Annotated in this window: 22 protein-coding genes; 13 read left to right on the top strand and 9 right to left on the bottom strand. The window is 43.9% G+C overall.

Annotated features, from left to right (window positions below; all coding sequences use genetic code 11):
- Positions 1 to 256: IS200/IS605 family transposase (gene tnpA, locus AACQ42_RS11325; protein ID WP_141195641.1), on the top strand; the 256-nt coding region annotated here is incomplete at its 5' end.
- Positions 257 to 701: 445 nt separating this feature from the next.
- On the opposite strand, the gene AACQ42_RS11320 is transcribed toward tnpA, so the two are convergent.
- Positions 702 to 3,887 carry a CBM96 family carbohydrate-binding protein gene (locus AACQ42_RS11320; RefSeq protein ID WP_094166147.1) on the bottom strand — a complete coding sequence of 1,062 codons (3,186 nt, stop codon included), beginning with the start codon at positions 3,885 to 3,887 and terminating at the stop codon, positions 702 to 704.
- A gap of 302 nt (positions 3,888 to 4,189) precedes the next feature.
- Between AACQ42_RS11320 and murQ the strand changes: the two genes are divergently transcribed.
- From murQ to AACQ42_RS11275, 9 genes are all read left to right on the top strand, one after another.
- Positions 4,190 to 5,116 carry an N-acetylmuramic acid 6-phosphate etherase gene (gene murQ, locus AACQ42_RS11315; RefSeq protein WP_094166146.1) on the top strand — a complete coding sequence of 309 codons (927 nt, stop codon included), beginning with the start codon at positions 4,190 to 4,192 and terminating at the stop codon, positions 5,114 to 5,116.
- 25 nt (positions 5,117 to 5,141) lie between these two features.
- Positions 5,142 to 5,624, top strand: coding sequence for a PTS N-acetylgalactosamine transporter subunit IIB (gene agaV, locus AACQ42_RS11310; protein WP_094166145.1), 483 nt, complete (start codon positions 5,142 to 5,144; stop codon positions 5,622 to 5,624).
- A gap of 2 nt (positions 5,625 to 5,626) precedes the next feature.
- A complete protein-coding gene (gene agaW / locus AACQ42_RS11305) occupies positions 5,627 to 6,400 on the top strand; it encodes a PTS N-acetylgalactosamine transporter subunit IIC (RefSeq protein ID WP_094166144.1) in 774 nt (257 codons plus the stop codon).
- Between the two features lies 1 nt (position 6,401).
- A complete protein-coding gene (locus AACQ42_RS11300) occupies positions 6,402 to 7,238 on the top strand; it encodes a PTS system mannose/fructose/sorbose family transporter subunit IID (protein WP_094166143.1) in 837 nt (278 codons plus the stop codon).
- A 67-nt stretch (positions 7,239 to 7,305) separates the two neighbouring features.
- Positions 7,306 to 7,740 carry a PTS galactosamine/N-acetylgalactosamine transporter subunit IIA gene (agaF, locus tag AACQ42_RS11295; protein ID WP_094166142.1) on the top strand — a complete coding sequence of 145 codons (435 nt, stop codon included), beginning with the start codon at positions 7,306 to 7,308 and terminating at the stop codon, positions 7,738 to 7,740.
- Between the two features lie 17 nt (positions 7,741 to 7,757).
- Positions 7,758 to 8,594 carry a sulfite exporter TauE/SafE family protein gene (locus tag AACQ42_RS11290; protein ID WP_094166141.1) on the top strand — a complete coding sequence of 279 codons (837 nt, stop codon included), beginning with the start codon at positions 7,758 to 7,760 and terminating at the stop codon, positions 8,592 to 8,594.
- Between the two features lie 27 nt (positions 8,595 to 8,621).
- Positions 8,622 to 9,476: a MurR/RpiR family transcriptional regulator gene (locus AACQ42_RS11285; RefSeq protein ID WP_094166140.1), complete on the top strand. Its 855-nt coding sequence runs from the start codon at positions 8,622 to 8,624 to the stop codon at positions 9,474 to 9,476.
- An 809-nt stretch (positions 9,477 to 10,285) separates the two neighbouring features.
- Positions 10,286 to 11,014, top strand: coding sequence for a ParB-like protein (locus AACQ42_RS11280; protein ID WP_254918598.1), 729 nt, complete (start codon positions 10,286 to 10,288; stop codon positions 11,012 to 11,014).
- A gap of 245 nt (positions 11,015 to 11,259) precedes the next feature.
- Complete coding sequence (locus AACQ42_RS11275; RefSeq protein ID WP_094166139.1) at positions 11,260 to 12,084, top strand: TerC family protein; 825 nt, start codon at positions 11,260 to 11,262, stop codon at positions 12,082 to 12,084.
- A gap of 67 nt (positions 12,085 to 12,151) precedes the next feature.
- Here AACQ42_RS11275 and AACQ42_RS11270 read toward each other — a convergent pair whose 3' ends face one another.
- Both AACQ42_RS11270 and AACQ42_RS11265 read right to left on the bottom strand, forming a co-directional pair.
- Positions 12,152 to 13,852, bottom strand: coding sequence for a methyl-accepting chemotaxis protein (locus AACQ42_RS11270; protein WP_094166138.1), 1,701 nt, complete (start codon positions 13,850 to 13,852; stop codon positions 12,152 to 12,154).
- Positions 13,853 to 14,417: 565 nt separating this feature from the next.
- Positions 14,418 to 15,287 (bottom strand): LysR family transcriptional regulator, encoded by an 870-nt coding sequence (locus AACQ42_RS11265; protein ID WP_094166137.1) that lies wholly within the window; start codon positions 15,285 to 15,287, stop codon positions 14,418 to 14,420.
- 142 nt (positions 15,288 to 15,429) lie between these two features.
- On the opposite strand from AACQ42_RS11265, the gene ampC reads away from it, so the two are divergent.
- The 3 genes from ampC to yidZ all read left to right on the top strand — a co-directional run bounded on the left by ampC (position 15,430) and on the right by yidZ (position 19,004).
- Positions 15,430 to 16,587, top strand: coding sequence for a class C beta-lactamase (ampC, locus tag AACQ42_RS11260; protein WP_094166136.1), 1,158 nt, complete (start codon positions 15,430 to 15,432; stop codon positions 16,585 to 16,587).
- Between the two features lie 277 nt (positions 16,588 to 16,864).
- Positions 16,865 to 18,073: an MFS transporter gene (locus tag AACQ42_RS11255; protein ID WP_094166135.1), complete on the top strand. Its 1,209-nt coding sequence runs from the start codon at positions 16,865 to 16,867 to the stop codon at positions 18,071 to 18,073.
- Positions 18,048 to 19,004 (top strand): HTH-type transcriptional regulator YidZ, encoded by a 957-nt coding sequence (yidZ, locus tag AACQ42_RS11250; protein WP_094166134.1) that lies wholly within the window; start codon positions 18,048 to 18,050, stop codon positions 19,002 to 19,004. Before AACQ42_RS11255 ends, yidZ begins: the two co-directional genes overlap by 26 nt.
- A gap of 305 nt (positions 19,005 to 19,309) precedes the next feature.
- On the opposite strand, the gene AACQ42_RS11245 is transcribed toward yidZ, so the two are convergent.
- The 6 genes from AACQ42_RS11245 to AACQ42_RS11220 all read right to left on the bottom strand — a co-directional run bounded on the left by AACQ42_RS11245 (position 19,310) and on the right by AACQ42_RS11220 (position 25,825).
- Positions 19,310 to 20,503 (bottom strand): acetate/propionate family kinase, encoded by a 1,194-nt coding sequence (locus AACQ42_RS11245; protein ID WP_026028183.1) that lies wholly within the window; start codon positions 20,501 to 20,503, stop codon positions 19,310 to 19,312.
- 329 nt (positions 20,504 to 20,832) lie between these two features.
- Entirely contained in the window at positions 20,833 to 21,594 is a 762-nt protein-coding gene (vctC, locus tag AACQ42_RS11240; RefSeq protein WP_013868453.1) for an iron chelate ABC transporter ATP-binding protein VctC, read from the bottom strand.
- 6 nt (positions 21,595 to 21,600) lie between these two features.
- On the bottom strand, positions 21,601 to 22,551 hold the full coding sequence (vctG, locus tag AACQ42_RS11235; RefSeq protein WP_094166148.1) for an iron chelate uptake ABC transporter permease subunit VctG: 951 nt from the start codon (positions 22,549 to 22,551) through the stop codon (positions 21,601 to 21,603).
- A gap of 22 nt (positions 22,552 to 22,573) precedes the next feature.
- Positions 22,574 to 23,509 carry an iron chelate uptake ABC transporter permease subunit VctD gene (gene vctD / locus AACQ42_RS11230; protein ID WP_026027432.1) on the bottom strand — a complete coding sequence of 312 codons (936 nt, stop codon included), beginning with the start codon at positions 23,507 to 23,509 and terminating at the stop codon, positions 22,574 to 22,576.
- 27 nt (positions 23,510 to 23,536) lie between these two features.
- A complete protein-coding gene (locus tag AACQ42_RS11225; protein WP_217898948.1) occupies positions 23,537 to 24,448 on the bottom strand; it encodes a siderophore ABC transporter substrate-binding protein in 912 nt (303 codons plus the stop codon).
- 195 nt (positions 24,449 to 24,643) lie between these two features.
- Entirely contained in the window at positions 24,644 to 25,825 is a 1,182-nt protein-coding gene (locus tag AACQ42_RS11220) for a DUF3103 domain-containing protein (RefSeq protein WP_094166132.1), read from the bottom strand.
- Positions 25,826 to 25,841 lie beyond the last annotated feature (16 nt).

Here is a 25,841-nt window from a genome sequence, read left to right as displayed (position 1 = left end):
CGTTCACTTGGTTGTGATAGTTCCACCAAAAGTTTCGATATCAACGTTGATGGGAGTATTGAAAGGGCGTTCAGCAATCCGCTTGTTTAACAAGTTCCCACATATAAGAAAGAAACTGTGGGGTAATCATTTTTGGGCAAGGGGATACTTTGTTGACACAGTTGGTGTGAATGAAGAAATCATCAGGCGTTACGTAAGGCACCAAGACAAGAAAGATCAAGAATATGAGGCGCAGTTAGAGTTGAAGATAAACTAGCAGCGCAGGGATGCCCCCTTATAGGGGGCTATAAACCAAAGCCGCCTTCTAAGAAGGCGGATTTTTACTAGGCTGTAAAACGATTTTTGGACAGAACCGTCTTAGAGTAATCACTTAAATTAGAGCAATGCGAAAACCTTAGTATCAGAAAGTCGCTTCGTGAAATATTCAGTCTAGCTGGAGCAGATCAATACGTTTCTTATTGTTTGTAATGGTTCACCTCGTTAGTGATTGTACTCACTTAACTCAGTGTCCAAAACTGGTGGTGCGGATCATAGTAACACTCAATGCATAAAGATAAATAAAATCGCGACTAATCACATTAAGCTACTTCTATATTGCCGTGCTATAAAATGAAGATGTAAAAAGTCTCTACCAAAGTAGAGACTTTATTAGCAGATGACACTTTTTACTACGAAAGAGCAAAAGTGGCAGATTAAGTGTATTAATAACTAGAGGTGCTTAACGAAGGCGCCGTAAAGTCACTGTCTTTACTATAAAAAGTGGCGTATTTTTGCCCTCCAGAATCACCACTGTACAATTGCAATGAGATCTGTTGTTTACCCTGCTCTAATGCAGATTTCACTAATCCAGTCACGTCAATCGCTACCGTCTGATCCGTAGTATTTACTGCAACCGTAATCGGCGTGCTATTTCCTCTCGAAAGTGAATTAAAGGTCACATTACTTTCACTCCAATTAGAGTCAATTTCTGCAATATTGAACGTCATGGCTTGGCCAATTGATTTCACCTCAAGTACAACTTCAGCACGACTCAACGCATCAGCTCTTAAATGCCCAATAGGGAACTTAAGCACAGTTTCACGTGTATAGTTTGGCGAGTTTGGATCCAGTTTTACGATCAAGCGTGAATCCTGACCAAAATTCCCATCAGCAGAAGTGCCACCTTGAACAAATGCATCTTCAACAGCATTAGCCTGCTCTTCTATCGGATTATAATCGATGTTAATCACAGGACCCGCAACTCCACTTTCTTTACTGTTAAACGTCACCCAGTTATTTGTACCATTATTGGCAACTTCAAGTTTCAGGCTAATCGCGTTTAAGCCTTGTTGGGCAGCAGTACGTACAGCATCCGTGATATCCCATTGGAATACACCATTGTTGTTCGTAGCCGTTGCCACTTGCACGCCGGTTGCAGGTGCAGTATTCGCAGTTATTGCAGACTCATCCCACGAATTATCATTCACCAAATAGACAACAACGGGCTGGGCTGCCCCAACATTGAAAACAGATAGCTCAAGCTTAGCGGTATTTAACGCAGAGGCATTTACCTGATCGATTGGAAATTGAAGGTAAGCATGACGTCGATATGCGGAATTAGAATCTGCTTTAACACCGATTTTTTCAGAGGCACCGTAGTTGTCATCAGAGTAGCCTCCGTAACGGACAAATGTATCTGATGCTGCTTTCAACACTAGATCGGGAGTGAGTTGAATGTCACCCATAGCCAAAGAGCCCGATGAAACATTGGTTTTCTGGTAATTCGGCGCACTCAGTTGGGATGATGTCCCACCGTGAGTATTGTATAAGTTTACCGTTGCAGTAGTGTATGCCTGATTAGGATCAGAAAAATACAACGTTGGTCGCTGCGAACTGACCCCAGTGACCACAAACATGCCAGCTTGATCAGACACCAGCGTCAGCTCTGTATTACTCCATTGGCCTGCTTCGCGCAGTACAAGTTGCAAAACGTCATCACGCTTATCATATACCGCTAATGTGTTCCCTTCTTGATAGGTCACAAACCGGTTACGAGGATTTAAGTTTGCTACAGAATTAGCAGTGACTCCCGGATAGATAGCGTAACTAAAGGTTGCGTTTGCAGGATAAGCACCATGATCAATCCAGCTAGTAAACACCGTGCCCGTAATATCACGATCACTTTCCGAGCTATTTACTCGCGTCCACTTGTCTGTACGCTCTTCAACACTAACCTTATAGGTATTGTTGTCTAGCGGCATATAGGCCGTGCCATTATGCAGCAGGTAGGCAAGTTCTTCGCCGCTATAACTATTTTCACCTAAAGTTAAAGAGTCCGTACTCCCATTGCTAAGTCCAATAACCACATTATCGCGAAACCAGTTTTGCTCAATGGAAGTGGTAACCAAACCGTCTGCATTCGAGCTAACCTCGGATGCCATCGAAATAATCGCATCAGAGAAAACGAAGTTCGCTTTCTTAACTGTGACTCCAAATTTATTTTGACTATGTACCATAATTGCGTTGTTTGCAGCAGACATCACTCCGGAAAATGCGATACCTTTACTATTCCAGCCTACGTTCATCATCTGGCCTTCTCTTCCGGTCACTCCGGGGATTTTCAACCAGTCCCACAAAGGAAAGATGTTGTAGTATTCATCTCCTGACAAACGGATGGAGTGCGACCCCATAGACATCAAAGCGCCTAGCAAGTTTTCACCATTGCCTTGCTCAATCGCCATCGTCCGATCGGAATGAGTGAGTGCGGAATATTGATAGTCCTGTTCATTTTTAAGCAAATAATCGCCATTCCAATACCCTTTCACGCCCCGGTACGGCATTTGATTTGCGGATATCAGCCCACTGGTCACGTTATTAACTAGTTCAAAATGTTCAGCTCTATCAGGATTGAGTCGTTGCAATGCATCCGTAGAAAACCCACGACCAAGATTGTTTTCTCTCGAAACACCACCTCGTCCACCTGTTAAATAGTCATGATAACGACCGCGGAATGTGGGATACATACCTTGATTCATGAAACCTTCTAAGGAGTTTTGGCTATTGGTATTCATCGAGTAATACCCGCGTGTAAATGCTTCAACCTGCAGTGTACGCATAACCAAAACCCACCCATAAGAGTTGGTATTGAGCATCGGGCCATGAGCAAAGAAACTCTGATCCGCATTGATCCCAATATCATTACGACCAATTTCATTCAGGGCTTCATTGCTGTAATAACTCAACCTTTCTGAGTTGTCTCTTACCACGCCGCTATACATATTCGCTATTGCAATATCAATCGCATTGGCCCCTCGACCATAGCTCCAGTGACTTCGGACATTCAGGTATTTCGCATCAACCAAAGTTTGGTAATCTACCGCATTGACCGGGATTTGATTCGCTCTGACATATACGACCAATTCCCCCACCTTTTGGGGAATGCCAATGTAATTAAACCACCAGTTGCTATGGCTATATTGGGCCTCTGCAAAGTGTTTCATTCCCGCTGAAATACTTGTAAGTAGTACTGGAGATGTACTTTCGTTACATTGAATATTGGTGTAACAACGCGCTAAAGCCAGCAAGCGATCTAAATGTTCAGTCACAGGAAAAGCCGCTGCGGTTGAAGAGACATAGTCAATATCCGACCATTGACCTGTCTCTGGATTAAACTCTCCACCTTCCGATATCGGAACAATCCAATTACCTACGTCAGTCACACTAGGCTTTGTGGCATTAATATACGCTGCTATTTGCTGTGCTACACCATCGCGAATATCTGCGTCACTCTGAACCGAGGCAGTAACTGAAGACTTTGTATTTAAAGGCATCGAGATTACTATCGGCGTCGCTAAAAGCCCCAGACTCATCGTAAAAACGCTTAGTTTAAGTACTGTCATTTTTTCCATGTTTGTCACCAATTCCTTCTATCAAGTAAGGATGAAATGGTTGAACACTATTCTCGAACACGAACCCTAAATAGCCCCCTACCTGTTACCTGCGAGAATCTAAATGCTGACTACAAAAACCCCCTTTCCCATAATCAACAACATCAGTATGTATCATTGATACATCAATATATTTAATAATTGTACTATTATGACATAACTCACATTTCTACTTATAAAAACACAAATGTACTTTCATTACATCAAAAATCCAGTGTAATGTAATTAAAATACATGCAAGTTTATAATTAAGGGTTTGATTTATGCGAGACACCAAGATTGATGTATTGATTGAAAATGAAATGAATTCAAAAACATTAGGGCTTTCAAAAATGAGTACGTTTGAAATCCTACAAACCATCAATACACACGATAAAACGGTCGCGAGAGCCATTGAAAAACAGCTCCCTACTGTAGAAAAAGCCGTGGATGCGATATGCATACAACTACTCAAAGGTGGCCGGATATTTTATGTCGGCGCCGGAACGAGTGGTCGTCTGGCCGTTCTGGATAGTGCTGAATGTCCCCCTACCTTTGGTACTAATCCAGAACTGGTTCAGTCGATCATTGCTGGCGGGTTAGATGCCATGCTAGCCGCTGTCGAAGATGTGGAAGACAGCAATACTTTATCGATCAACGCATTAGAAAGCCGAAACCTAAAGCCTGTCGATGTAGTCATCGGTATTTCTGCTAGTGGACGAACACCGTTTACACTTTCAGCGCTGAAATACGCCAATAAGATGGGTTGCTTAACCATTGCCATTTGCACTCGTGGTGCATCCCCAATGGAACAAGAAGCCAACATTGCAATTGTACCTGACGTTGGCTCTGAAGTGCTAAGCGGCTCTTCGAGAATGAAAAGTGGTACTGCACAAAAAATGCTGCTGGGCATGATCAGTACCACCGTTATGACCCGTTTAGGCAAAGTCTATAATAACCAGATGATCGATCTTATTCCCAACAACGAAAAGCTGATTTATCGCGCAGAGAATATGGTCGCCTCCATCTGCCAAATCCCAGTGGAGAAAGCCAAAGAATTTCTCGAAAAGGCCCAATACAGCCCACGAATTGCAGCGCTTATGTGCCTAGGTAAAGTCTCCTATGAGCAAGCGCTTAAGTGCATTGAGAACGAATTCCAAACACTAGAAGAACAACTTATTACCGCTAAACAGCGCTACACCAGTAACTAAAAAAACATTAGAAAGAGAGAACACTATGGGTATCAATCTAACTCGAGTCGACAATCGTTTGCTCCATGGTCAAGTTGCGGTGGCATGGAGCCATCACTCCGGTGCCAATTTGATCGTCATCGCCAATGATGATGTTGCAGAAGACTCAGTACAACAAAACCTGATGACTATGTCAGCAGGAAACATGGGCGTACGATTTTTCTCCATTCAAAAAACCATCGATGTCATCCACAACGCCTCACCAGAGCAGCACATCATTCTTGTCGTAAGAACGCCTCAAGACGTGATTCGCTTGGTTGAAGGTGGTGTGCCACTCAATGACATCAACATTGGCAACATGCACTTCTCCGAAGGCAAAAAACAAATTCATGTCACCGTATCGGTTGATGACAACGACATGCAAGCGTTCAAGCGCCTTAAAGAACTCGGAGTACGTTTTGCCATCCAGCGTATGCCTGATGAAAACAAGCTGGATATCTTTGAACTCTACAACGCATATAAGGGATAGATATGTTTGAAATACTATTAATCGGACTGTGGGCGGCCTTTGCAGGCGTCGACTTTTATAGCGGGCAGTTTTATTTTGGACGCCCTATAGTAACCGGCCCTATTGTTGGTTTGATCTTAGGTGATTACCAAACGGGCCTAGCAGTAGGTGCTGCACTTGAGCTTGCATGGCTTGGCTTAGTACCGATTGCTGGCGCGCAACCACCTAATGTCACCATCGGTGCTGTGGTAGGTACAGCATTCGCAATCCAAGGCGGTTTTGCTCCAGCAGTCGTGGTGGGTATTGCACTACCATTTGCTATCTTGATGCAACAACTGATCGTACTTCAATTTACCGTGTTCTCAGGCTTAATGCACAAAGCTGACGACTTAGCACAACAAGGTGATGATAAAGGGATCGCCCGTATCAACCATTTAGGCATGCTCTCTTTAGGGTGTCTTTATTTTATCACCGCGGTACTGCCTGTTTACTTTGGCGAAGAAGTTGCTAACACCATTATTACCTACGTTCCTGAAGGCATCATCACTGGCCTTAAAATAGCGGGTGGCTTAATGCCTGCACTTGGCTTCGCGATGCTACTTAAGATCATGTTTAAAAAGGCATTCATTCCCTACTTTGTTGCCGGGTTTGCAGCCATGACATATTTGAATCTTCCAGTACTTGCTATCGCTATTTTTGCTACATGTATCGCCGTAATTGACTACATGACGCGCCAACGAATCGAAGAAAATAAGCCAGCTGTTACATCAAACCAAAACCAAGGCGGGGGTATTTAAGATGTCAGAACAACTAACTCAACAAGCATCTATTGCCGAACAAAATGAGACAAGCTCAAATGCACTGCCAAAGAGTGTGGTTAGAAAAATATTGTGGCGACAACTCTTTATTCAGGCTTCTTTTAACTACGAGCGGATGCAAGCGTGTGGCTTTCTCTGGGCAATTTCGCCGGGTTTAAAGCATATCCACAAGCAAAAAGAACGTTTAGGCGAGTCAATGCGTGCTCACATGGACTTCTTTAACTCACACACTTATTTGGTGACGTTTATTCTGGGCCTAGTCCTTGCAATGGAGCAGAGCAAACAAAATGTAGAAACCATTCGTGCGTTTAAAGTAGCAGCAATGGGCCCCATTGCAGGTATTGGCGATGCGATGTTTAACCTTACGTTAAAACCAATTAGTGCCGCCATTGCGGCCTCCTTAGCACTGGATAATGTAGCATTAGCGCCCATTTTCTATCTGTTACTACTGAACGTAACCCGACTAAGTATACAAATTCCATTATTCAAATATGGATACGAGTCTGGCCTGAAAGCATTGGACAAGCTGAAAGACCACACCGTTGCCATGGCTCGCTCTGCAACCATTGTCGGTATTATGGTAATTGGTGCCATGTCTGCCCAGTTTGTAAACCTGAAAACAACAGCCACCATTGGTTATGCAGACACGACCTTTAATATCCAAACAGACTTACTGGATAAAATTGTCCCGAACATTCTACCAGTACTGTTCGTACTCCTGACCTACCGCCTACTTATGAAAGGACTCTCTCCAACGAAGATCATATTCCTGATGATTTTGTTCGGTATCGGTGGTCATTACATCGGCATTTTATAACGGCTATTGTGGCCTCTAATGCGGGCTTTGCCCGCATTCTTAACCTAATACATTAATAGGACGAAATATGATAGCTGTAATTCTCGTTGGTCACGGTCATTTTGGCTCAGGTTTAGGCCAAGCAATTCACCAAATTATTGGTGCCCAACCTAATTTCTCAACCATTGATTTTGTTGAAGGCATTTCTGTTCCTGAACTCGAAACTCTGATGTTGAAAGAAGTAGACAAGCTAGATACTGCAGACGGCGTGGTTTTCTTCACCGACTTATTAGGTGGCAGCCCGTTCCGCGTAGCCTCACAAATCGCCCTGCAGAGAGATGATGCCGAAGTGATTTCAGGAACGAACTTACAACTGTGTGTCGAGATGTTGTTAGAACGAGAAGATTTAGATCTGAGTGAATTTGCCAAAACAGCAGTAGTCAGTGGGCATAACGGACTTACACGATTAGCCGACGCACTAGAAGCCTCACGCCAAGATAATTCATCAGAAGATGGTATCTAACAACTAAGGTTGGACGCATGGAATTTATTTCACTCTTAGTCAATAACGGTACATTCTATAGTATATTGCTTCAGCTTGCGATGGGATTAGTGCTTGGGTTAGCGATGGGGTTAACTGGTGTGGGGGGGGGAATTCTAATCATCCCACTTCTTCAGTTCGTATTTCATATGGAAGCAGTGCTTGCGGTCGGAACCGCGAGCCTGATTGCATCATTAGTAAAAGTGAATGCGAGTTTTTTCCATATCAAATCCGCCAATGTTGACTGGCGTAGTGTTATAGGCATTCTGCTTGGGGCGATTCCTATTGGAATGTTAAGTGCTTCAACAGTCGTATATTTGCATAAACATGAAGACTATAACCAGCTGATTTCCACCACAACACAGGTTCTCATTGTGCTTATGATGTTTTATGCCCTTTTTTCACTCATGCGCAAATATATGAAAAGCCAACACCCTCAGCAGCAAACGATACCGTTATCCGTTACATCAGATTGGTCTTATCGTCGCGCTTCAAGTTCGGGGGCTTTTTGTGGGCTTATCATGGGGATGACTGGCATTGGTGGCGGCGTATTACTTCTTCCGGTACTCAATTCTTATCTAGGTATCGGGATAAAAAAAGCCGTTGGCTCGTCTATTGTTATTGCATTGGCGTTATCGGCCAGTACCTCTTTCATTTACGCGAAAGGAGGCCAAAGTGATATCCCTACTGCGTTTACCTTGGTTGTTGGGTCTTTGCTTGGTGTTCCACTTTCAACAGTGTTACTTAAACAACTCTCTGAAGCCAAGTTGTATTTAACGACGTTAAGCGTGATATGTGTAAGCATATTGATTATGATGTTAAGTAATGTTCTTTAAACTTCAATATATATTTCAGGCGTCTATATGTCAGATCTTATTCCTAGGTTGGAAACACTATCGGTACATGGTAGTGAAGCAGAAAAAAAAATTTCTGGATTTCTTCTGAACGATAAAAAATGCAACATCTCTACACTTAGCGCCATCGCTCTAGGGAAACAGTGTGGTGTGAGTAATGCATCTGTTATCCGCTTCGCACAACATCTTGGATACAAAGGATACTCTGAATTCAAGCTTGAATATTTAGCGATTCAAAAAAACGATGTAGGAGAAATTTTATACAGTGACGTCCGCTTAGATGACTCTCCTGCTGAGGTCATACAAAAAGCCGGATACCTATTTAGCAAGAATGTTGAAAATTCCATTAAAGTTGTTAAGCCTGAAGTGTTAGACCAGCTCGCGAATGCTATCGTCAACGCTGAAAAAATTGCGCTATTTGGCGTCGGATCTTCCGGTATCGTGGCGTCTGATGCTTGTCAAAAGCTCATTCGAATTAATAAAAACGTACTCTTTAATTCAGACTCTCATTCACAACGTACATATGCGAGTATATTGACGGAAAATGATCTTGCTCTGGCTTTTACCGCCAGAGGACAAACAAAAGAGGTCCTCCAATCACTCGAAATAGCTCAACAATCAGGGTGCACTGTGTCTGCCATTACTCGTTATGGTAAAACACCAACAACCAAGATGACTGATCTCGTGCTTCCATTTGCTTATCAAGAGCGTCACCACGAATTAGGTATGATCACTCCTCAACTATCTCAAATGATGCTATTTGATATTTTGTTCTTTAGAGTCACGGCCTTGATGGGAGACAGAGCGACCTCTTCCTTAAAACTCATCCGCAACACCTTTTTAAATCTCAATCAAAATAATTAAAAACGGAAGGTAATTAGCCTTCCGTTTCTTTACGACTTAGCTGATTTTAAGTCTTTGATGTTCCATGGCACCAACCCTTCTTAGGTTATAGGGGACAACCGCCAATCGTTCAAAGCAATACAGTAGATACTCTACCTGTACTAAACCATTCACTTTAACCATCTCAACTAAACTATACAATATTCAAATACTGCACTTTTTGTAAATAACTACGCCTTTCGTTCAACCACAAACAAACGAACAACTCACTGAGAGGTTTTTTGAAATTGAAGCAATGAAAAAAGTGGCAACGCCATTTTCTCGAAAACTTATTGTCCGATACCTTACTTGATGCTCTCCAACTGAATGAAAGAGCAGCCAATAAACTGGTATGTTTGAGTCGAACGGCATTTTAATACTATCCAAATCAACTAGATTTTTATTTTTAGATAATAGCAGAGTGCGCATTGTGATGGATAAGCAAATTTGCCCTCATGACTAGAGTTTCTGTGATAAGTAAAGTAAGCCGAATACCAAGGTGAGCACGTCGCAGAAAATCTACTGTAAAGCACAAAGGGGTAAAAGTGTGTTGAATGCATTCATTCAAAGTTATAACTTTACACCTTAACTGTAACCCTATGATTTTTATCAAACTATATACCGACTGATAAATTCTCCAACACCTTATCGATGTTTTCTGTACCGTTAGGCTTCAAACTCCTACAATGCAAGGCAGAGGGTCGGTGAAGGCTAAACTTTCACTTTTACATATTGAATACTCAACAATGCATTTGATTGCATTGGTACCGTCATCATTCAAAAGGAATAGTATGTTGAGCAAAGGATGGATATTGCTTGCCGCCGCAATCATCAGCCAGGGAGCATGGGCACTCGCTCCTTGCGGGACAGACAGTGGCATCGGGGACTGGTGCAGCCTGGATATTAATCAGCTACACCCCACTCAGGCCGGGGTTGGCCAACAACAAGTTGATAAAACACAAGCCAAACTGGCGACAAAAAGCCCTGCACAACTTAAGAAGTACATGAAAAAAAAAAAGATCCCGGTAATCGTAGATGCTGATGGCCAATATTGGTTGGTTGACCGACATCATCTAACCAAGGCGCTTTGGCAGCAAGGTGTGAAAGAGGTGACCGTCCACATCCTTGCTCACCTCGACAACAAGGAGAGCTTTTGGCAAGACATGCAAGGCAACCACTGGACATGGCTGCGCGATGAAAAAGGAGCCCCGCTAACTCCCGATCAATTACCTGCACACATAAGTAAGCTACCCGACTACCCCTACCGCTCTTTGGCAGGTGAACTACAAGATGCCGGTTATTACAGCAAGCATGAACAGGTTTATTTTGTTGAGTTTGCTTGGGCTAGCTGGCTTGGGGAGCAAATGAATTGGGTGCCAGTCAATGCGAGTACGCTCCCAGAACGACTCGAACAAGCTGCACAACTGGCATGTAGCTCTGCCTGGTTACCCCGGAGAGCAGTGCTCAACTATGCGCCACCTCATCAACACGACAAACTAAGATTCTATCGCAAAGCGTGATTTAAATAAGACTCATTATTTTGAAGATACAATTGCCTGTGAGCGAACAAATCGCTCGCAGGGCGTTGTTCGATAAGATGAATATGTATTTTGTTACAAATCGCCCTCTTGTCTTGTGGTTCAGTCAATGATTTACTGTCGCTTCGTTAGCAACAGAGGCTTTTATTGACAATGGACGACCCCTTCAGGCGACCAATATTTACTGATTCCCCCCTTCACCGTGCCCCCTTACTTAAGGAGGCCACATGTTAGAACTCTTCCTACTACCCGAAACTTGGGCGATATTTGCCACACTGCTTGCTTTAGAAGTGGTTCTTGGCGTTGATAATGTAGTGTTCATTTCCGTCTTATGTGAACGGCTCCCCATTCAGCAGCGGCCGCTTGCGCGTAACTTAGGCATTTTGTTAGCAGTTACCGCTCGGATTGGTTTGGTTTTTTCTATCAGTTGGCTGATGTCGTTAACTGCACCGATAGTCGTTTGGTTTAGCAACGAATTATCTGGACGAGATTTTATCCTCATCTTCGGCGGTGCTTTTCTGTTATTCAAAGCAGCAAAAGAGTTGTGGAACTGGCTAATGCCTGATGAGCATTCACATACGACGACAGTAAGTGCTGGCCTTGCGGTCGTATTACTGCAAATTGTCGCGGTTGACGCGGTATTTTCCATGGATTCGGTAATCACTGCGGTGGGTCTAACTAACGACATTCCTATCATGGTCGCGGCCATTTTAGCGTCTGCGGTGATCATGATATTAACCGCAGCGCGCATTAACGCCTTAGTCACCCGTTATCCGGGTTTTAAAACGCTGGCATTACTGTTTTTAATGATGCTGGGCGGTTTGTTAATCGCGGAAGGTGTTGAGCTGCACATCAATAAAGGCTACGTCTATTTTGCGATGGCGTTTGGTTTGGCAATGGAGATTTGTCATATTCAATGGGCGAAGAAACAAGCAATCCAGATTAAGCAGCTACGTCCGTTAAAGCTATATACGTCAAAACTACATACGTCAAAGCCATATTCGTTAAAAAGACCCATGCCTTTACTAAGGTCAAAGTCCTCAGCACATTGAAGAGATAATTAATATCAAAAGGGCGAACAGCAACGTCGCCCTTTCTTCTATCCTAATACTATTAACGTTAAGCTAATTTACGCACACTAAATTGGCTCATTAACGTTTTTAAATCATTGGCTTGCTGTGACAAATCATTACTAGCGTTAGCAGTTTCTTCCGTGCTCACTAATACTTTGTCGCCTGAATCACGAATACCCAACAAATTTTGGCTTACTTCTTCAGCACTCACGGCTTGTTGCTCGCTGGCGGAGGCGACTTGCAAGTTCGATTGCATCAGTTCGTCTAACGCTCCCGCTATCGAATAGAGCTGAGCTTTTGCACTATCGACGAGTGTTGATGATTCGCTGATCTGCTGGTCATTATCTTCTATCGATTTTGCAGCAATTTGAGCTTTATTCACCAGCACTTGGATCAAACTGCTGATTTCATGAGTCGCTTCTTGGCTGCGAGAAGCCAAAGCGCGCACTTCATCAGCCACAACCGCAAATCCTCTTCCTTGTTCACCCGCCCTTGCCGCTTCAATTGCAGCGTTGAGTGCCAACAAATTGGTTTGCTCTGAAATCGAATCAACCACTGAAACGAAATTCTGAATTTTATGTGTGCTGTCTTGTAACTCTAAGATCATTTTTTGTGAGTTAGCCGCGTTAATCACCAATTGATGGGAGATTTTTTGTGTCACATCCGTCGTCTCACAAGCCGCTTTAACGCTGTTATCTGCACGAGAAGTCGACTCTGCGGCACCTTCAGCATTACTCGCCACTTCTGTAATCGTTGATGCCATTTGCTCCATTGCAGCCGCAACTTGCTGAGTGCTCTCTTGCTGTACAAGCATCGCTTTACGGTTATTCTCTGCCAACACATTTAATTCCGTCACCAGCCCTGCAATGCTGTTTGCTCTTTGAATCACCTCACCAACGGTTTTACTCAACGAGTCCGCCATGGTATTCATACTTTGCGTCAACTGGCCGATCTCATCTTTTGACTCTGGCACAATGTGCTGATCAAAATGACCATTTGCCATTTTCGCCGCTATATTTCTCACTTTTAGCACAGAGCGAACAATTTGACGGCTGAGTAACGCCCCCATCACAAGGCCAAGAATTATCGAAACGACAGCTAATGTTATTGTGCCTTGCAATGCTCTGTGTTCTTCATCCTCAGTAATGAGAATAGACGTTTCTGTTTTTTGCTCTAAATCACGTAGAAAATGTTCAATTTCGGTATTAAATGCCTCTTGCATTTTTTCTAGCACGAGCACTTGTGGCGCAAGTTGTTCTACTGGCTCATTACTATTTAAGCGCTTGAGCAACTCAAACAAAGCCACCTCATACTGATAGTAATGACTTTCTAACGCTTCAAATGTTTGATATCGGTTTTGGCTCTCTTGATCAACACCCTTCGCTTGACGATGCTTCTTTGCATCACTGAGTATTTGCTTCGCTTGTGTCAATTCAGACTCCAACACTTTTGCAATGTTTTCTGTCTTCTGAGTAAGGTCTTTCAGCGCTTGTGAGTTGCCTTCGACAGGGATTTTAGCCAGTCGAAAAGCCTTTTCTAACACGATCGAGCTTTCCAATTGTTTGATGGTGATATCCGACGTCAACCGGATTAAAGGAATACTTTCATCCGCGATTTCTTCAATTTCGAGCGCAATACGATTCATTTTTAAAGCACTAAAACTTGCAACACCAACAATTAGGCACAGCATTAGCGTAATTAGCGAAATCATTTTTTGGGTAATCGATAAGTCTTTAATCCACTGCATAAATGCGCTCTCCAAACACAATCATTAAAGCCATTCGTTTATATGAATATTGTTATGCTGTTAAAGATAGTTTAGTAAAACCTAAAACACACTATTTCTAATACTAAGTAACTAGATGTCATATCTGTTCAAGCGAGTAGAAAACTCTTCTTTTACTTATCAGTCAGTGTGTTAAAGAAAAAGCCCGAACGCTTGGGTTCGGGCTTTAAGATAGGGAACAAGGCTTACTGCGTTAGATGCGCTCTACACATTCACGAGCAATTACCAGCTCTCAATAAATTAGTAGATGTATGGCAAACAACCTCTATTTGAGATAGCCAACTATTCTCATTCACTAAAGTCAAGCAGTTTGGTCTGGGGAGTTACGAACATGGAGGCAAGTGCATTAGCTTTAAGCACTGTAATCCATGCGGTTGCGTCACGCGCTATACCACAACTGAAGCGTGGGATAGTGATCTTCGGGCAGTGAACTCTCGGATGTTTGATCCCATAGGTGGCTAACATCGATGTCCGCTATTTTGATGGTCTGACAGCTGGACGTTTCAGAATTAATACCCGTTCACCATCAGCAACACTCCAGGATCCACTGCTTGAATAGAGTCTGCGCTTTGGTCTCAGTTTGACTTTGGAGTTTTGTTAGCCAGTAGGATCCGCTGTCGAGAAAGATATCGAAGGGTTGAATGAGCTTCTCTTCAATGAGTGCCTTTTCAAACATAACGGGAGGCGCTAATGCAATCCCTAGTCCCTGAATTGCTGCTTCAATCATCGAAATGGATGAGTCAAAGGTAATGCTATTGAGCCTGGACTTAGGTAGCGATATACGGGCTTGTTGAAACCACAACGACCACTCCTCAGGATTATATGAACGGAGCAAAGTGTAGCCCAGAATGTCCTGCGGTTTCTCTAAGTGATGGCCGATCGTTTTGTTGCAAAGCACGGTTAAAGGGGCAGGAAACAAATGCTCTGCTTCGGTCGCATGCCATCTGCCTTTGCCATAACGAATAAAGAAGTCCAGCCCTTCGGACACGGGATCAGCCACGTTGTTGTTGGTCGAGATTCTGACATCGATATAAGGAAAACGTTCATTAAAGTCTTTAATTCTTGGGAGCAACCAGTTCAGAGCGAAGGTGCCCACAACACCAACACTGACCACTTCTCGGTGAATTCCTTGTTCAAGCATCTCTAGCGTATCGGTCATACTGTCAAACGCATTTTTAACCACCGGCAATAACATCATTCCTTCATCGGTCAGCGCTAATCCCCGCGGAAGACGGTAAAACAGCGCTCCCCCCAGTTGCTGCTCCAACATCTTAACCTGCTGACTGATCGCCGCCTGCGTGACACAGAGCTCGATAGCTGCTTTTGTGAAGTTTAAATGCTTAGCAGAGATAAGAAATGCCCTCAGTGCATTCAGCGGTAAATGTGTGATGTTCATGATTAGATCTTAGTTAAACTTATGGCTGGATTTAGTTTTAACACATTGTTCTCTTATAGATCTATTTTTATGATTAGCGTGTCCTATGGTGATATATATTAAAAACAATAAGTAAAACTTATAAATGGAGAGATTAACTTCAATGTGTGTAAGAAGACTAACCATCAATACAATAGCTCTGGCTATGTTGTTTGCGCCTAACGTTCGCGCGGCTGGGGTGGGAGAAAAATTAAAAAACGAGGTCGATAAACAGGCTCAAGCATTGATGCAGAACTATCATATTCCGGGTATGGCGTTTGGTGTTGTCGTTGAGGGGAAGACGTATTTTTACAATTACGGTGTGGCTGATACAGCGCAAAACCAGCCTGTGTCTGAAGCGACGATTTTTGAGTTGGGTTCTGTCAGTAAAACATTCGCAGCCACATTGACGAGCTACGCGCAGGTAAAGGGGCAACTGTCGTTAACGGATACTGCGGAGCAACACATGCCAGAACTAAAAGGCAGCACCATCGGTGCACGAACCTTGCAAGAGTTAGGAACGTACATCGCAGGCGGGTTGCCGTTGCAGTTTCCAGATACGGTGAAAAACAATCAGGATATGGTTCAGTACTATCGAAATTGGGACGAAGTGTACCCAAGCAACACTAAAAGAGTCTATTCGAACCCCAGTATCGGTTTGTTTGGCTATATAGCCGCATTAAGCCTGAAAGAGGACTACGTGTCTGCTATGGAAAAAAATGTGTTCCCAGCACTGAGTATGTCCAATACCTACATCCATGTGCCGGATAACAAAATGAAAGAGTATGCGTTTGGCTATAACGCGAACGGCGAAGCCGTGAGAGTGAATCCGGGCGTACTGGATGCAGAGGCGTATGGAGTCAAGTCCACCAGTTCGGACATGGTACAGTACATCAAAGCTAATCTGGGGTTGGCCGTAGTCGCAACCGATATGCAACAAGCACTGGTCAATAACAGGACTGGCTTCTATCAGTCCAGTACTTTTATGCAAGGTTTGGCGTGGGAGATGTACCCGTATCCCAGTCAGCTCAGTGCCCTTTTAGAAGGCAATTCGACGGACGTAATCATTAAGCCTCAAACAATCCAGATAAACACGCCGCCGACACCACCAACGAACGGAGTATGGGTCAACAAAACAGGCTCGACCGGTGGGTTTGGTGCTTACGTGGTCTACATTCCAAGCAAAGAATCGGGTATCGTGATTCTTGCCAATAAAAACTACCCAAATCAGGAACGAGTGAAAGCGGCATTCCGTATTCTGCAGGCAGGACTAGAACAGTAAGCGCAACTAGGTTATATAAAGTCTGAACATTCATGTTCGCGGTTGGTGAGCATGAATGTTTGTTTATTGAACCAATATATAGAAAAGGCGTAGTAGCTCAAGGAAAAATCAAGCATGTATGAAAAACAGGGGGCCTTACTAACGTAAATCCCTGACATACCGATACATTTAATTTACTAATGTAGTAAATGGAAATACCTGTTGTCATAAAGGTAACGCGCCAAGTTCAGAGATGTCTCATATTATCCTCGTAAACCCAACCACTTACGAGACCACCATGAAACCAGCGGCTAATGTATCCCGATATCTGCTATGCAGCTTTGCCTTTGTGCTGCTCTATCCCACTGCCATCGATCTCTATTTGGTTGCCTTGCCACAAATTGCCAACGATCTTTCTGCAAGTGAATCCCAACTTCATATCGCCTTTTCTGTTTATCTTGCGGGTATGGCTTCTACTATGGTGTTTGTAGGACGAGCTGCTGACCGTTTTGGCCGTAAACCTGTCGCCATGTGTGGGGCAGTGATCTTCTCGCTTGCTTCGACGTTGGCGGGTTCAGCGGAAACCAGTGATAGCTTCCTAGTTATGCGTTTCTTCCAAGGCGTTGGAGCGGCATGTTGCTACGTTGTAGCCTTCGCTATTTTGCGTGATACCTTAGATGACCAAATGCGGGCTAAAGTGCTTTCAATGCTTAATGGCATCACTTGTTCGATTCCCGTGCTAGCACCTGTTATCGGTAATCTGATCATGATTAAGTTTCCATGGACTGTGCTGTTCACTGCCATGGCACTGATGGGGGTAGCCATAGGTTTGATAGCTTGCTTTGTATTGAAGGAAACCTTACCTAAAAATGAGCGTCACTGTATCACTGCGAATGACGGCTCAAATGAGTCACTGTTTAACCGTTTCTTTATCTCGCGCGTTGTTTACACATCCTTGGGTGTGACTGCGATTCTTTCTTATGTGAATACCTCACCGATGATTGTTATGGATATTCTTGGCCTTACAAGAGGTGAGTATTCTACTGCTATGGCACTGCTTGCCATGGTGGGTATGGTAACGTCATTTTCAGCGCCTGTGGCCCTCTCTTACTTCAAACAAACGACATTAATGTTTTCAGCTCAGGTAACCATTTTGCTGTCGGTTATCGTCATTCTTGCGGCTCACTTGAATGGCGATAACTCGACACTCTATATGGCTGGATTCGCCTTAATCAGCATGGGCTTTTCAATGGGGTTTGGTGTGGCAATGAGTCAAGCACTCAGTTTGTTCTCTCGCAAAGCTGGGTTAGCAAGCTCCATGCTTGGTATTGCTCAGGTATCGTGTTCGGCAATATTTATCTGGTTGATGGCGCTTTTAGGCCTCTCGGTAGTGATGATATTAATCATTGCCTTGGTCGCGAGTCGCGTAATTGGCCTCTCTCTAATAGTATTGTTTCCATATCATAATGTTAGTGAAAGCCATGAAGAAATCTCTTGCCCGACTTGATCTCAATTTATTGCTCACTCTGCAGTTGCTCTTGCAAGAGCAGAGTGTCACGAAAACGGCGAAAAAGCTGAATGTAACACCCTCATCGGTGAGTAAGTCACTGGCTAAATTACGTGATTGGTTTGACGACCCTTTATTTGTGAACACGCCGCTGGGACTTAAACCAACAACGCTTGCGACGAGCATGCAAGAAAGCTTGTTAGACTGGATGCAAATCGGTAATCAGATTGCATCACGACGAGGTGATGATGCGCCGAGTGGTGTGAAGTTTCACCTTGGCGTCGAGTCGCCATTGTCACTCATTATGGTGGATGAGCTGACTAAACGAATTCATGACACGTATCCCAATTCTAAAGTGAAGTATCACAATTGGGATTACGATTCATTAGACGCGATTACGCGCGGTGAAGTGGATATCGGTTTTACGGGGCGAGAGAGCCACCCTCGCTCTAAGGAGTCGCTAGAGCTGCTGCCATATTTCATCAATTTTGAAGTTCTATTTTCCGACCTGCCTATGGTGTATATCCGAAAAGACCACCCAGCGATTGATCAGGAATGGAACTTGGAGACCTTCTTAAGCTACGCCCATATCAATGTTACATGGGAGAAGAACGACAGCTGGGCGTTGGATGAGATTTTGGCTGAGCAGGGACATACGCGCAATGTTAGCCTAACGATGGCAAGCTTCGAACAGGCGCTGTTTGTAGCAGAGAAGCCCAGCCATCTAATGTTAACCACGGCACCCAAGTATTGTCAGCGATATTGTGAACAACTGCACCCTAACTTGGTATCGCTACCCATTCCAATTTCGCAAGAATATCAGCATAAGCTACTGATTCCATTTACGATGATCTGGCATAAGCGCAATAATCAGAATCCTAAAATCGTATGGTTAAGGGAGACAATAAAAAGCTTGTATAGCGTAAATTGAATGTTCAGGTAACATATGAACAGCTCTCGCTAAATCATTGAGGTTAGGTAGGGACTCCCATCAGTTTTGGTACCACCAATTTAGAACGCTTCCCTCTACTCTGATAGCGCTTTCTACTCATTATGGGGCATCAACAACCCAGTACTAACCTCGCTAACTTAGATGCACAAAAATGAATTGTAGAAGGCAATTTAGTAAGCCATGTGTGTGTCGCCATGTACATCCTTAGCGATGGTCTATCCAACATATGAGTACAAAAAAAGCGAGCACCAAGCTCGCTTTTATCTATTTGATTTTAAATGTAATTATAGCAACTCAACCGACTGTTGAGCGATCACGAATTCTTCGTTAGTTGGTACCACAAGCGCTACTGCATTTAGCATGTCTGATTTTGCGATAATGCCAGCATTACCGAATCGAGCTTGCTCGTTGCCTTGCTCATCTTCCACAAAACCAAGAATTTTCAGGTTGCGTAGAATTTCACGACGAATAGGCAATGCATTTTCGCCAATACCACCAGTGAAAATAATACCGTCGAGCGAATCAAGCGCTGCAAGGTATGACGCGATGTATTTAGCCACACGGTAGGTGAAGACTTGGAAGGCCAATGTAGCGCCTTCATGACCTTGCTCCATGGCTTCTAGAATGCCACGTGCATCGCTGGTTAAACCAGAAACACCCAAGAAACCAGAGGCTTTGTTCAATGAATTAAACACTTGTTCTTGTGTCCACCCCTTCTTCAATAGAAATTCAATGATGCCGGGGTCAAGGTCACCACAGCGAGTACCCATCATCAAACCGGAAAGCGGTGTAAAACCCATACTGGTATCGACACTCTGGCCATCTTTAATTGCGCACACTGACGCACCATTACCAAGGTGAACAGAAATAAAGCTGCTTTCTTCAACTGGCTTGTTGATCATTTTTGCCGCTTCACGGCTCACAAAATAATGGCTGGTTCCGTGGAAACCATAGCGGCGAATACCAAACTCAGTGTATAACTCTTTTGCAATCGCACCTGTGTAGGCTTTTGCTGGCATGGTTTGGTGGAAAGCGGTATCAAAAACAGCAAACTGCGGTAACTCAGGAAACGCTAGCATTGCCGCGCGCATACCAATCGCGTGTGCTTTATTATGTAACGGTGCTAAATCACTAAGCGCTTCAACTTCGTTGACAATTTTTTCGTCTAACTTAACGGTCTTAGTAAACTTCTCGCCACCATGTACTACGCGGTGCCCAATCGCAACGACGTCATCAATCAAGCCGTAGCTTTTCACAAGCTCAACCAGTTTTGCAACCGCCAACAGGTGGTGATTCGCTTCACCTTGAATCGCACAATTGGCTTTTTCTCCGTTAAACTTCCAGCTCATACGGGCATCATCAAGCCCAAAGCATTCACCTAGACCACTCAGTACGGCATCCCCCGTATTTGAATCAATCACCGCAAACTTCAGTGATGAGCTGCCAGAGTTAATAACCAAAACAAACGAGTTCGACATGGGGTAAGTTTCCTGTTTTAGACTAAGTGTTGAAGTATACAACTTCTTGGTTTACGTGACCCTCATTATTCAATAATTTTTTAATCTTTCAACTTTGTTTTAGTTCCAGCATCATGCCAAACGATTTTTTCTTGATCTGAGGCAAGTTATTATTTCTTTTGAAGTGAGAAATATATCAATATTTAAGTCCATCCTGTAGCGCGCAGTAAACGTCTGCGCTTCCACCATTTTGCGTTGGCAACATTAGGCAGTAAAAAGGGGGCTTACGGTGAATCGAAAGCGTTCTGTTCACTACTCGTAACGTTACGCACACCGGCAGTTAAATCGCATCAATGGGTGTAATACATACAAATACGCTTACTTTCTATTTCTAATACGTTGAACGGCGTTTCATAGATATCGCTCAAAACCGACGATTGAATCACCTCTTGTACTGTGCCAGTTGCTACTACTTGGCCTCGTTTCAGCGCAATGATGGAATCGGAGTAACAGGATGCAAAATTGATGTCGTGAATCACCACGACCACCGCTTTATTCAACTCATGTGCTAAACGCTGAATAGTGGCCATGATCTGCAATGAGTGTTTGATATCGAGGTTGTTCAATGGCTCATCGAGAAAGATGTAATCGGTATCTTGGGCGATCACCATGGCAATAAAGGCCAGCTGGCGTTGGCCGCCACTCAGTTCGTCTAGGTATTTATCTTCTATCGCTTTAAGATCAAGATATTCGATCGATTGCTCAATCATCGCATGATCATTGGCCGTTAATTTACCTTGCGAATAAGGAAAACGGCCAAAAGCCACCAGCTCTTTCACGGTAAAACGCATGGTCAGAGTATTGGCTTGGCGCAGAACTGATAGCTTTTTAGCCAACGCCTTAGTATCCCACTCAACCAGCTCTTTGCTTTCAATCCAAACTTTACCGCTATCACGGCTAACCAAACGGCTGGCCATCGACAGTAAGGTACTTTTCCCTGCACCATTAGGGCCAATAATTGAAGTGACCTTGCCTTTTTCAAACTGCGCACAGGCCTTATCCACAACGGCTTGTTGGCCAAACACTTTAGTCAGTTTATCTAGCTGAATCATATGAAATTAAACCATTTTATTACGTAAAAGGAGGGAGAGAAAATAGAGGCCTCCGATGAAATTGATCACCACACTCAGCGTTGTTTCAAACTGGAATACTTTTTCAACCACCCATTGACCAGAAAGCAATGCACACACCGCCATCGCGGAACAACCAATCAATAAGGTTCGGTGTTGGTATGAACGAAACCACTCGCGCGTTAAGTTGGTGACCAATAAGCCAAAGAACATCACGGGCCCAACTAAAGCTGTAGAAATAGCAATTAATACCGCACTAAGCATCAAAACATGGTGCGTCAATCGGCGTACATCCACCCCTAAACTGACCGCGTTATCGTTATCCAACCATAAAACATCCAACACGCGATGCAGGCGAAACAGGCCAAAGCAAACCAACAGCAGTAACGGTGTTACCCAATACACAAGTTCCACTTTCACGTTGTTGAAGCTCGCAAACATATTGGACTGTACCGATGAAAAATCATTCGGATCCATCAGCATGATCAAAAAGGAGGAAATGCTGGAAAACAGTTGCCCCAGAATGACTCCTAATAGCAACAACACCATTAAGTTACTCTGCTGCTTACGAAAATAAAAAGCGAATAACAAACTAGAAAACAGCAACATGGCAGCAACGGACAACGAAAAATTGAGGTAAGCATTAAGCGCGTAGCTACTTAGGCCACCAAAAAGAGTCACCACGAGCACCTGCACAAACAGGTAGAGTGAATCAAACCCCATGATGCTGGGCGTTAAAATTCGGTTGTGGGTAATGGTTTGAAATGCTAAAGAAGACTGCGCAATGGCAATGCCCGCCAACACCATCGCCAATACTTTGGGTACACGACGAGAAAGAAAATAGTGATAGTTGCCGGCGTTCAATCCAACACCAATAAATAACCCAGCAAAAAGCAGAGAAGCCAAAACCAGTAACCACAGTTTGGTATGATCACGCAAAGTGATGCTCGCACATACAGACTTACCCATGGCGTTGTCCTCGCAACAGCAACACAATAAATACACTGCCACCGAGAATACTGATGATCATCGAAATCGGCACTTCATAGGGGAAAATAATCAAACGGCCGCCCAAATCGCATAGCAGTACCAATAACGCACCGAAAATGGCCGTACGAGGGATATTTTTGCGCAAGTTGTCACCGTAATAGTGGCTGACTAAATTGGGCACAATCAACCCTAAAAAAGGCAGTTGACCGACAATCATCACAACCGTCGCAGACATCACCGACACCAAACAAACGCCAATCACCAGCACTTGTTGATAGTTAAGCCCTAAGTTCACAGCAAAATCTTTACCCATGCCGACGGCCGAAATTCGCGCCGCATACAAATAGCTAAAGAGGGCAACCGGAATCGCAATATAGAGCAGTTCGAAATCCCCTTTCAGCAAATTGGCAAAATTGGCTACCGTCCAGCTAGAAAGGTTTTGTATCGCATCGTATTTGTAAGCGATGAAGGAGGCGGCGGATTCCACCACATTACCAAAAATAATACCGATCAAAGGGACAAAAATGGCATTTTTAAACTGCACGCGCTGAATCAGTTGGACAAACAGCAAAGTGCCCGCAATCGAAACCGAGAAAATAAGCCACAAGCTTTCACCGTGGCCAAAAAAGACTAAGCTCAACACGTAGCCCAGCATGGCGCATTCAATGGTACCGGAGGTAGAAGGCGCGGCAAATCGGTTTTGGCTGATTTGCTGCATAATAAGACCCGCGATACTGAGCCCTGCCCCGGCTAAAACAATCGCCAACAAACGTGGCAAACGACTGGTAAAGAGCAGTTGCCAAGCATGGGCATCCCCTTGCAGTAATGCCATTAGTGATAGATTGCCTACCCCCACAAACAGTGAAGATAGGCTGACTACCAACAAAGCAAGCAATAACTTTTTCAAAGCTAACCTCAGCTTGTTTGTGGCAAATTAGTGAATGTGTACAGCATTTCTAACGTCGCTGATCATCTGCTCTGTGGCAGTCACACCAGAAATGGATAGGTACCAAGCATTAAGGTCTAAAAACGCCATACTTTTATTTTTGTAGGCCGCAGTCGCTTTGATCAGGTCATTCTCAAACTCTTGGCGAGTGTGGCTTTGCCCTTTGTTGACCAACGTATCACGATCAATGATCAATAAGGTTTTAGGATCATGTTCACGAATAAATTCATAAGAGATTAGATCGCCATGGCGTGTCGCTTTGACGCTATCGACAGTCGTTTTGAATCCAAAATCTTTATACACCGCCGAGAAACGTGATTCAGGCCCAAAAGCGGTAATGTTACCGCCAGAGCTCATCACTGTGAGCGCATCGATTTGGTTGTTCTGATTAAAGCTACGAAGTGCTTGAAACTGCTTATCTAAATCTTCAATTTTGGCTTCCACTTGATCTTCAATAGCAAAGACTTTGCCTAGATTACGCCACTGCTGTTGTGTACTCTGCCAGTAGCCTTGGCTTGCATCGGCTGCAAAAACGATAGTTGGTGCAATTTTAGATAGCTCGTCATAACTGGTTGCGGCGCGCGGCCCAATCACAATCACATCTGGTTTTTGCATATAAATGGTTTCGAAATCAGGCTCAAATAAAGAACCAGCAGGTGCGTATTTATCGCTGTTGTACTTCGCTAAATAATTCGGCAGTTCAGTCACTTTCGATACCGCAACAGGTTCAATACCAAAGCGATCTAACGTATCTAACGCACCTAAACCAATGACAACCACACGTTGCGGATTTTGCTCGATCGTCGTGGTACCGAGTTGATGATCCACAGAAACGGTTTTAGCACTGAGAGTAAAAGAGGTAAGCAAGCCAAGTGCTGCCAAACTAAACAACGATTTCATATAGGTTCCCATTCAAAATAACTGCGACAGATTTTGATAAGCATTCGCATTAAGTTCGGGTAATATAATCGTTGACCGTCGTTCAAGCAACCCTATTCACATCAAAATCAGCCATGATGATCAGAAGCAGCAAGAATGATGAAAAAGCGAGCGCTAATAAGAGATTCGCGCTCGCTTTCTAGGGGGAGAGAAATGTTATGGACGTGTCGGGTTAATCGTCAAAGGCTCAAAAGTGGCCACTGCGTTACCACTCGCTCCAGGATGATCAACATAGCTGGTGTCTTGCATCAAGGTGTAAAAGACATCGACATAATCGTCGTCGTTGACCAGTAAACCATCGGGAATCGCATCAATGATCTTGCCCGTGATTTGCGGAATAATCGCATACGCCTGCACTTCTGGATCAGGGATAAGCTTCAGCACTTCTTCCGCTACTTTGACGAGTAATTTAGCCAGCTCTTTATAATCGGTACCATCATCTTGCTCCATCAAGATAAGATCGGCTGCGCCCCAACGGTAACGAGACCATTGGATCATCACTTGATTTGGGAAGTAATCTTGCTTGTCGTAATCCAAATAAGGCATTTCAACTAAGTCAATGGTCGGCTCATCTCGGCTTGGATTGATGCCTGTAACAATCGCATAAATTTCAGCCGCTCCAGAGATCCACGGTTCTTTGTCATCCGCTAAACGAATTTTTTTCAGCACTGTGGTGGAAATAGGCTCAGCGCTATTATCGCTGCTGCGGGCCATCGCTTGCGCGGCGACGCTACCACTTTCTACTGTGGTCAATGTGGTCGATTGACCCAATGCGTTCATCTGTGCACGCATTGCTTGTAAGCCTGCGCGCAATTCCACTTCGCTATTACTATCAACCACGAAAACGGGTACATCTGGCATTTGATATACATCCAGTTGATGCACCTGTCCGTACACATCAAACGCTTCAATATATTGCCAAGACGCATCATTACCTCTGGGCTCAAAAGCAAACAACGGGCTTTGCCCTTCTTGCCACTCTTTAATCATCGACGCATCGGCAATACGCAGTTGCAGCAATTGCTCAGTAAAATCCTCAATGCCTTTCATTGAACGAATTTGCGCGTCCGCTACAACCATCTGTTGACTAAAATCGGAATCAGGCTGCTCTTCAAACAAAGTGGAAACAGAAATGGATAGGTTTTGCGCGCTGATTTCAGTTTTAAGTGTAGTTTCAAGCTCGGCGTAACTTTCACTCAGTTGCAGTGCTAACGCTCTTTTTTGCTGTGCAATCGCATCAGCATTAGATTGGCTGGTGCTACTGGTTGTCGCTTCTTCTGAGTTGCACCCCATAATAGTGGCCACAAGCAGTAATGAAACGGGTGTTATATATTTCATAATGAACCCTTAATAT

The organism is Vibrio sp. V12_P9A6T4 (assembly GCF_963874835.1).
GTDB classification, from domain to species: domain Bacteria; phylum Pseudomonadota; class Gammaproteobacteria; order Enterobacterales; family Vibrionaceae; genus Vibrio; species Vibrio anguillarum.
The sequence above is the reverse complement of the archived record's forward strand: the minus strand, read 5'-3'. Positions and strand labels throughout refer to the sequence as shown.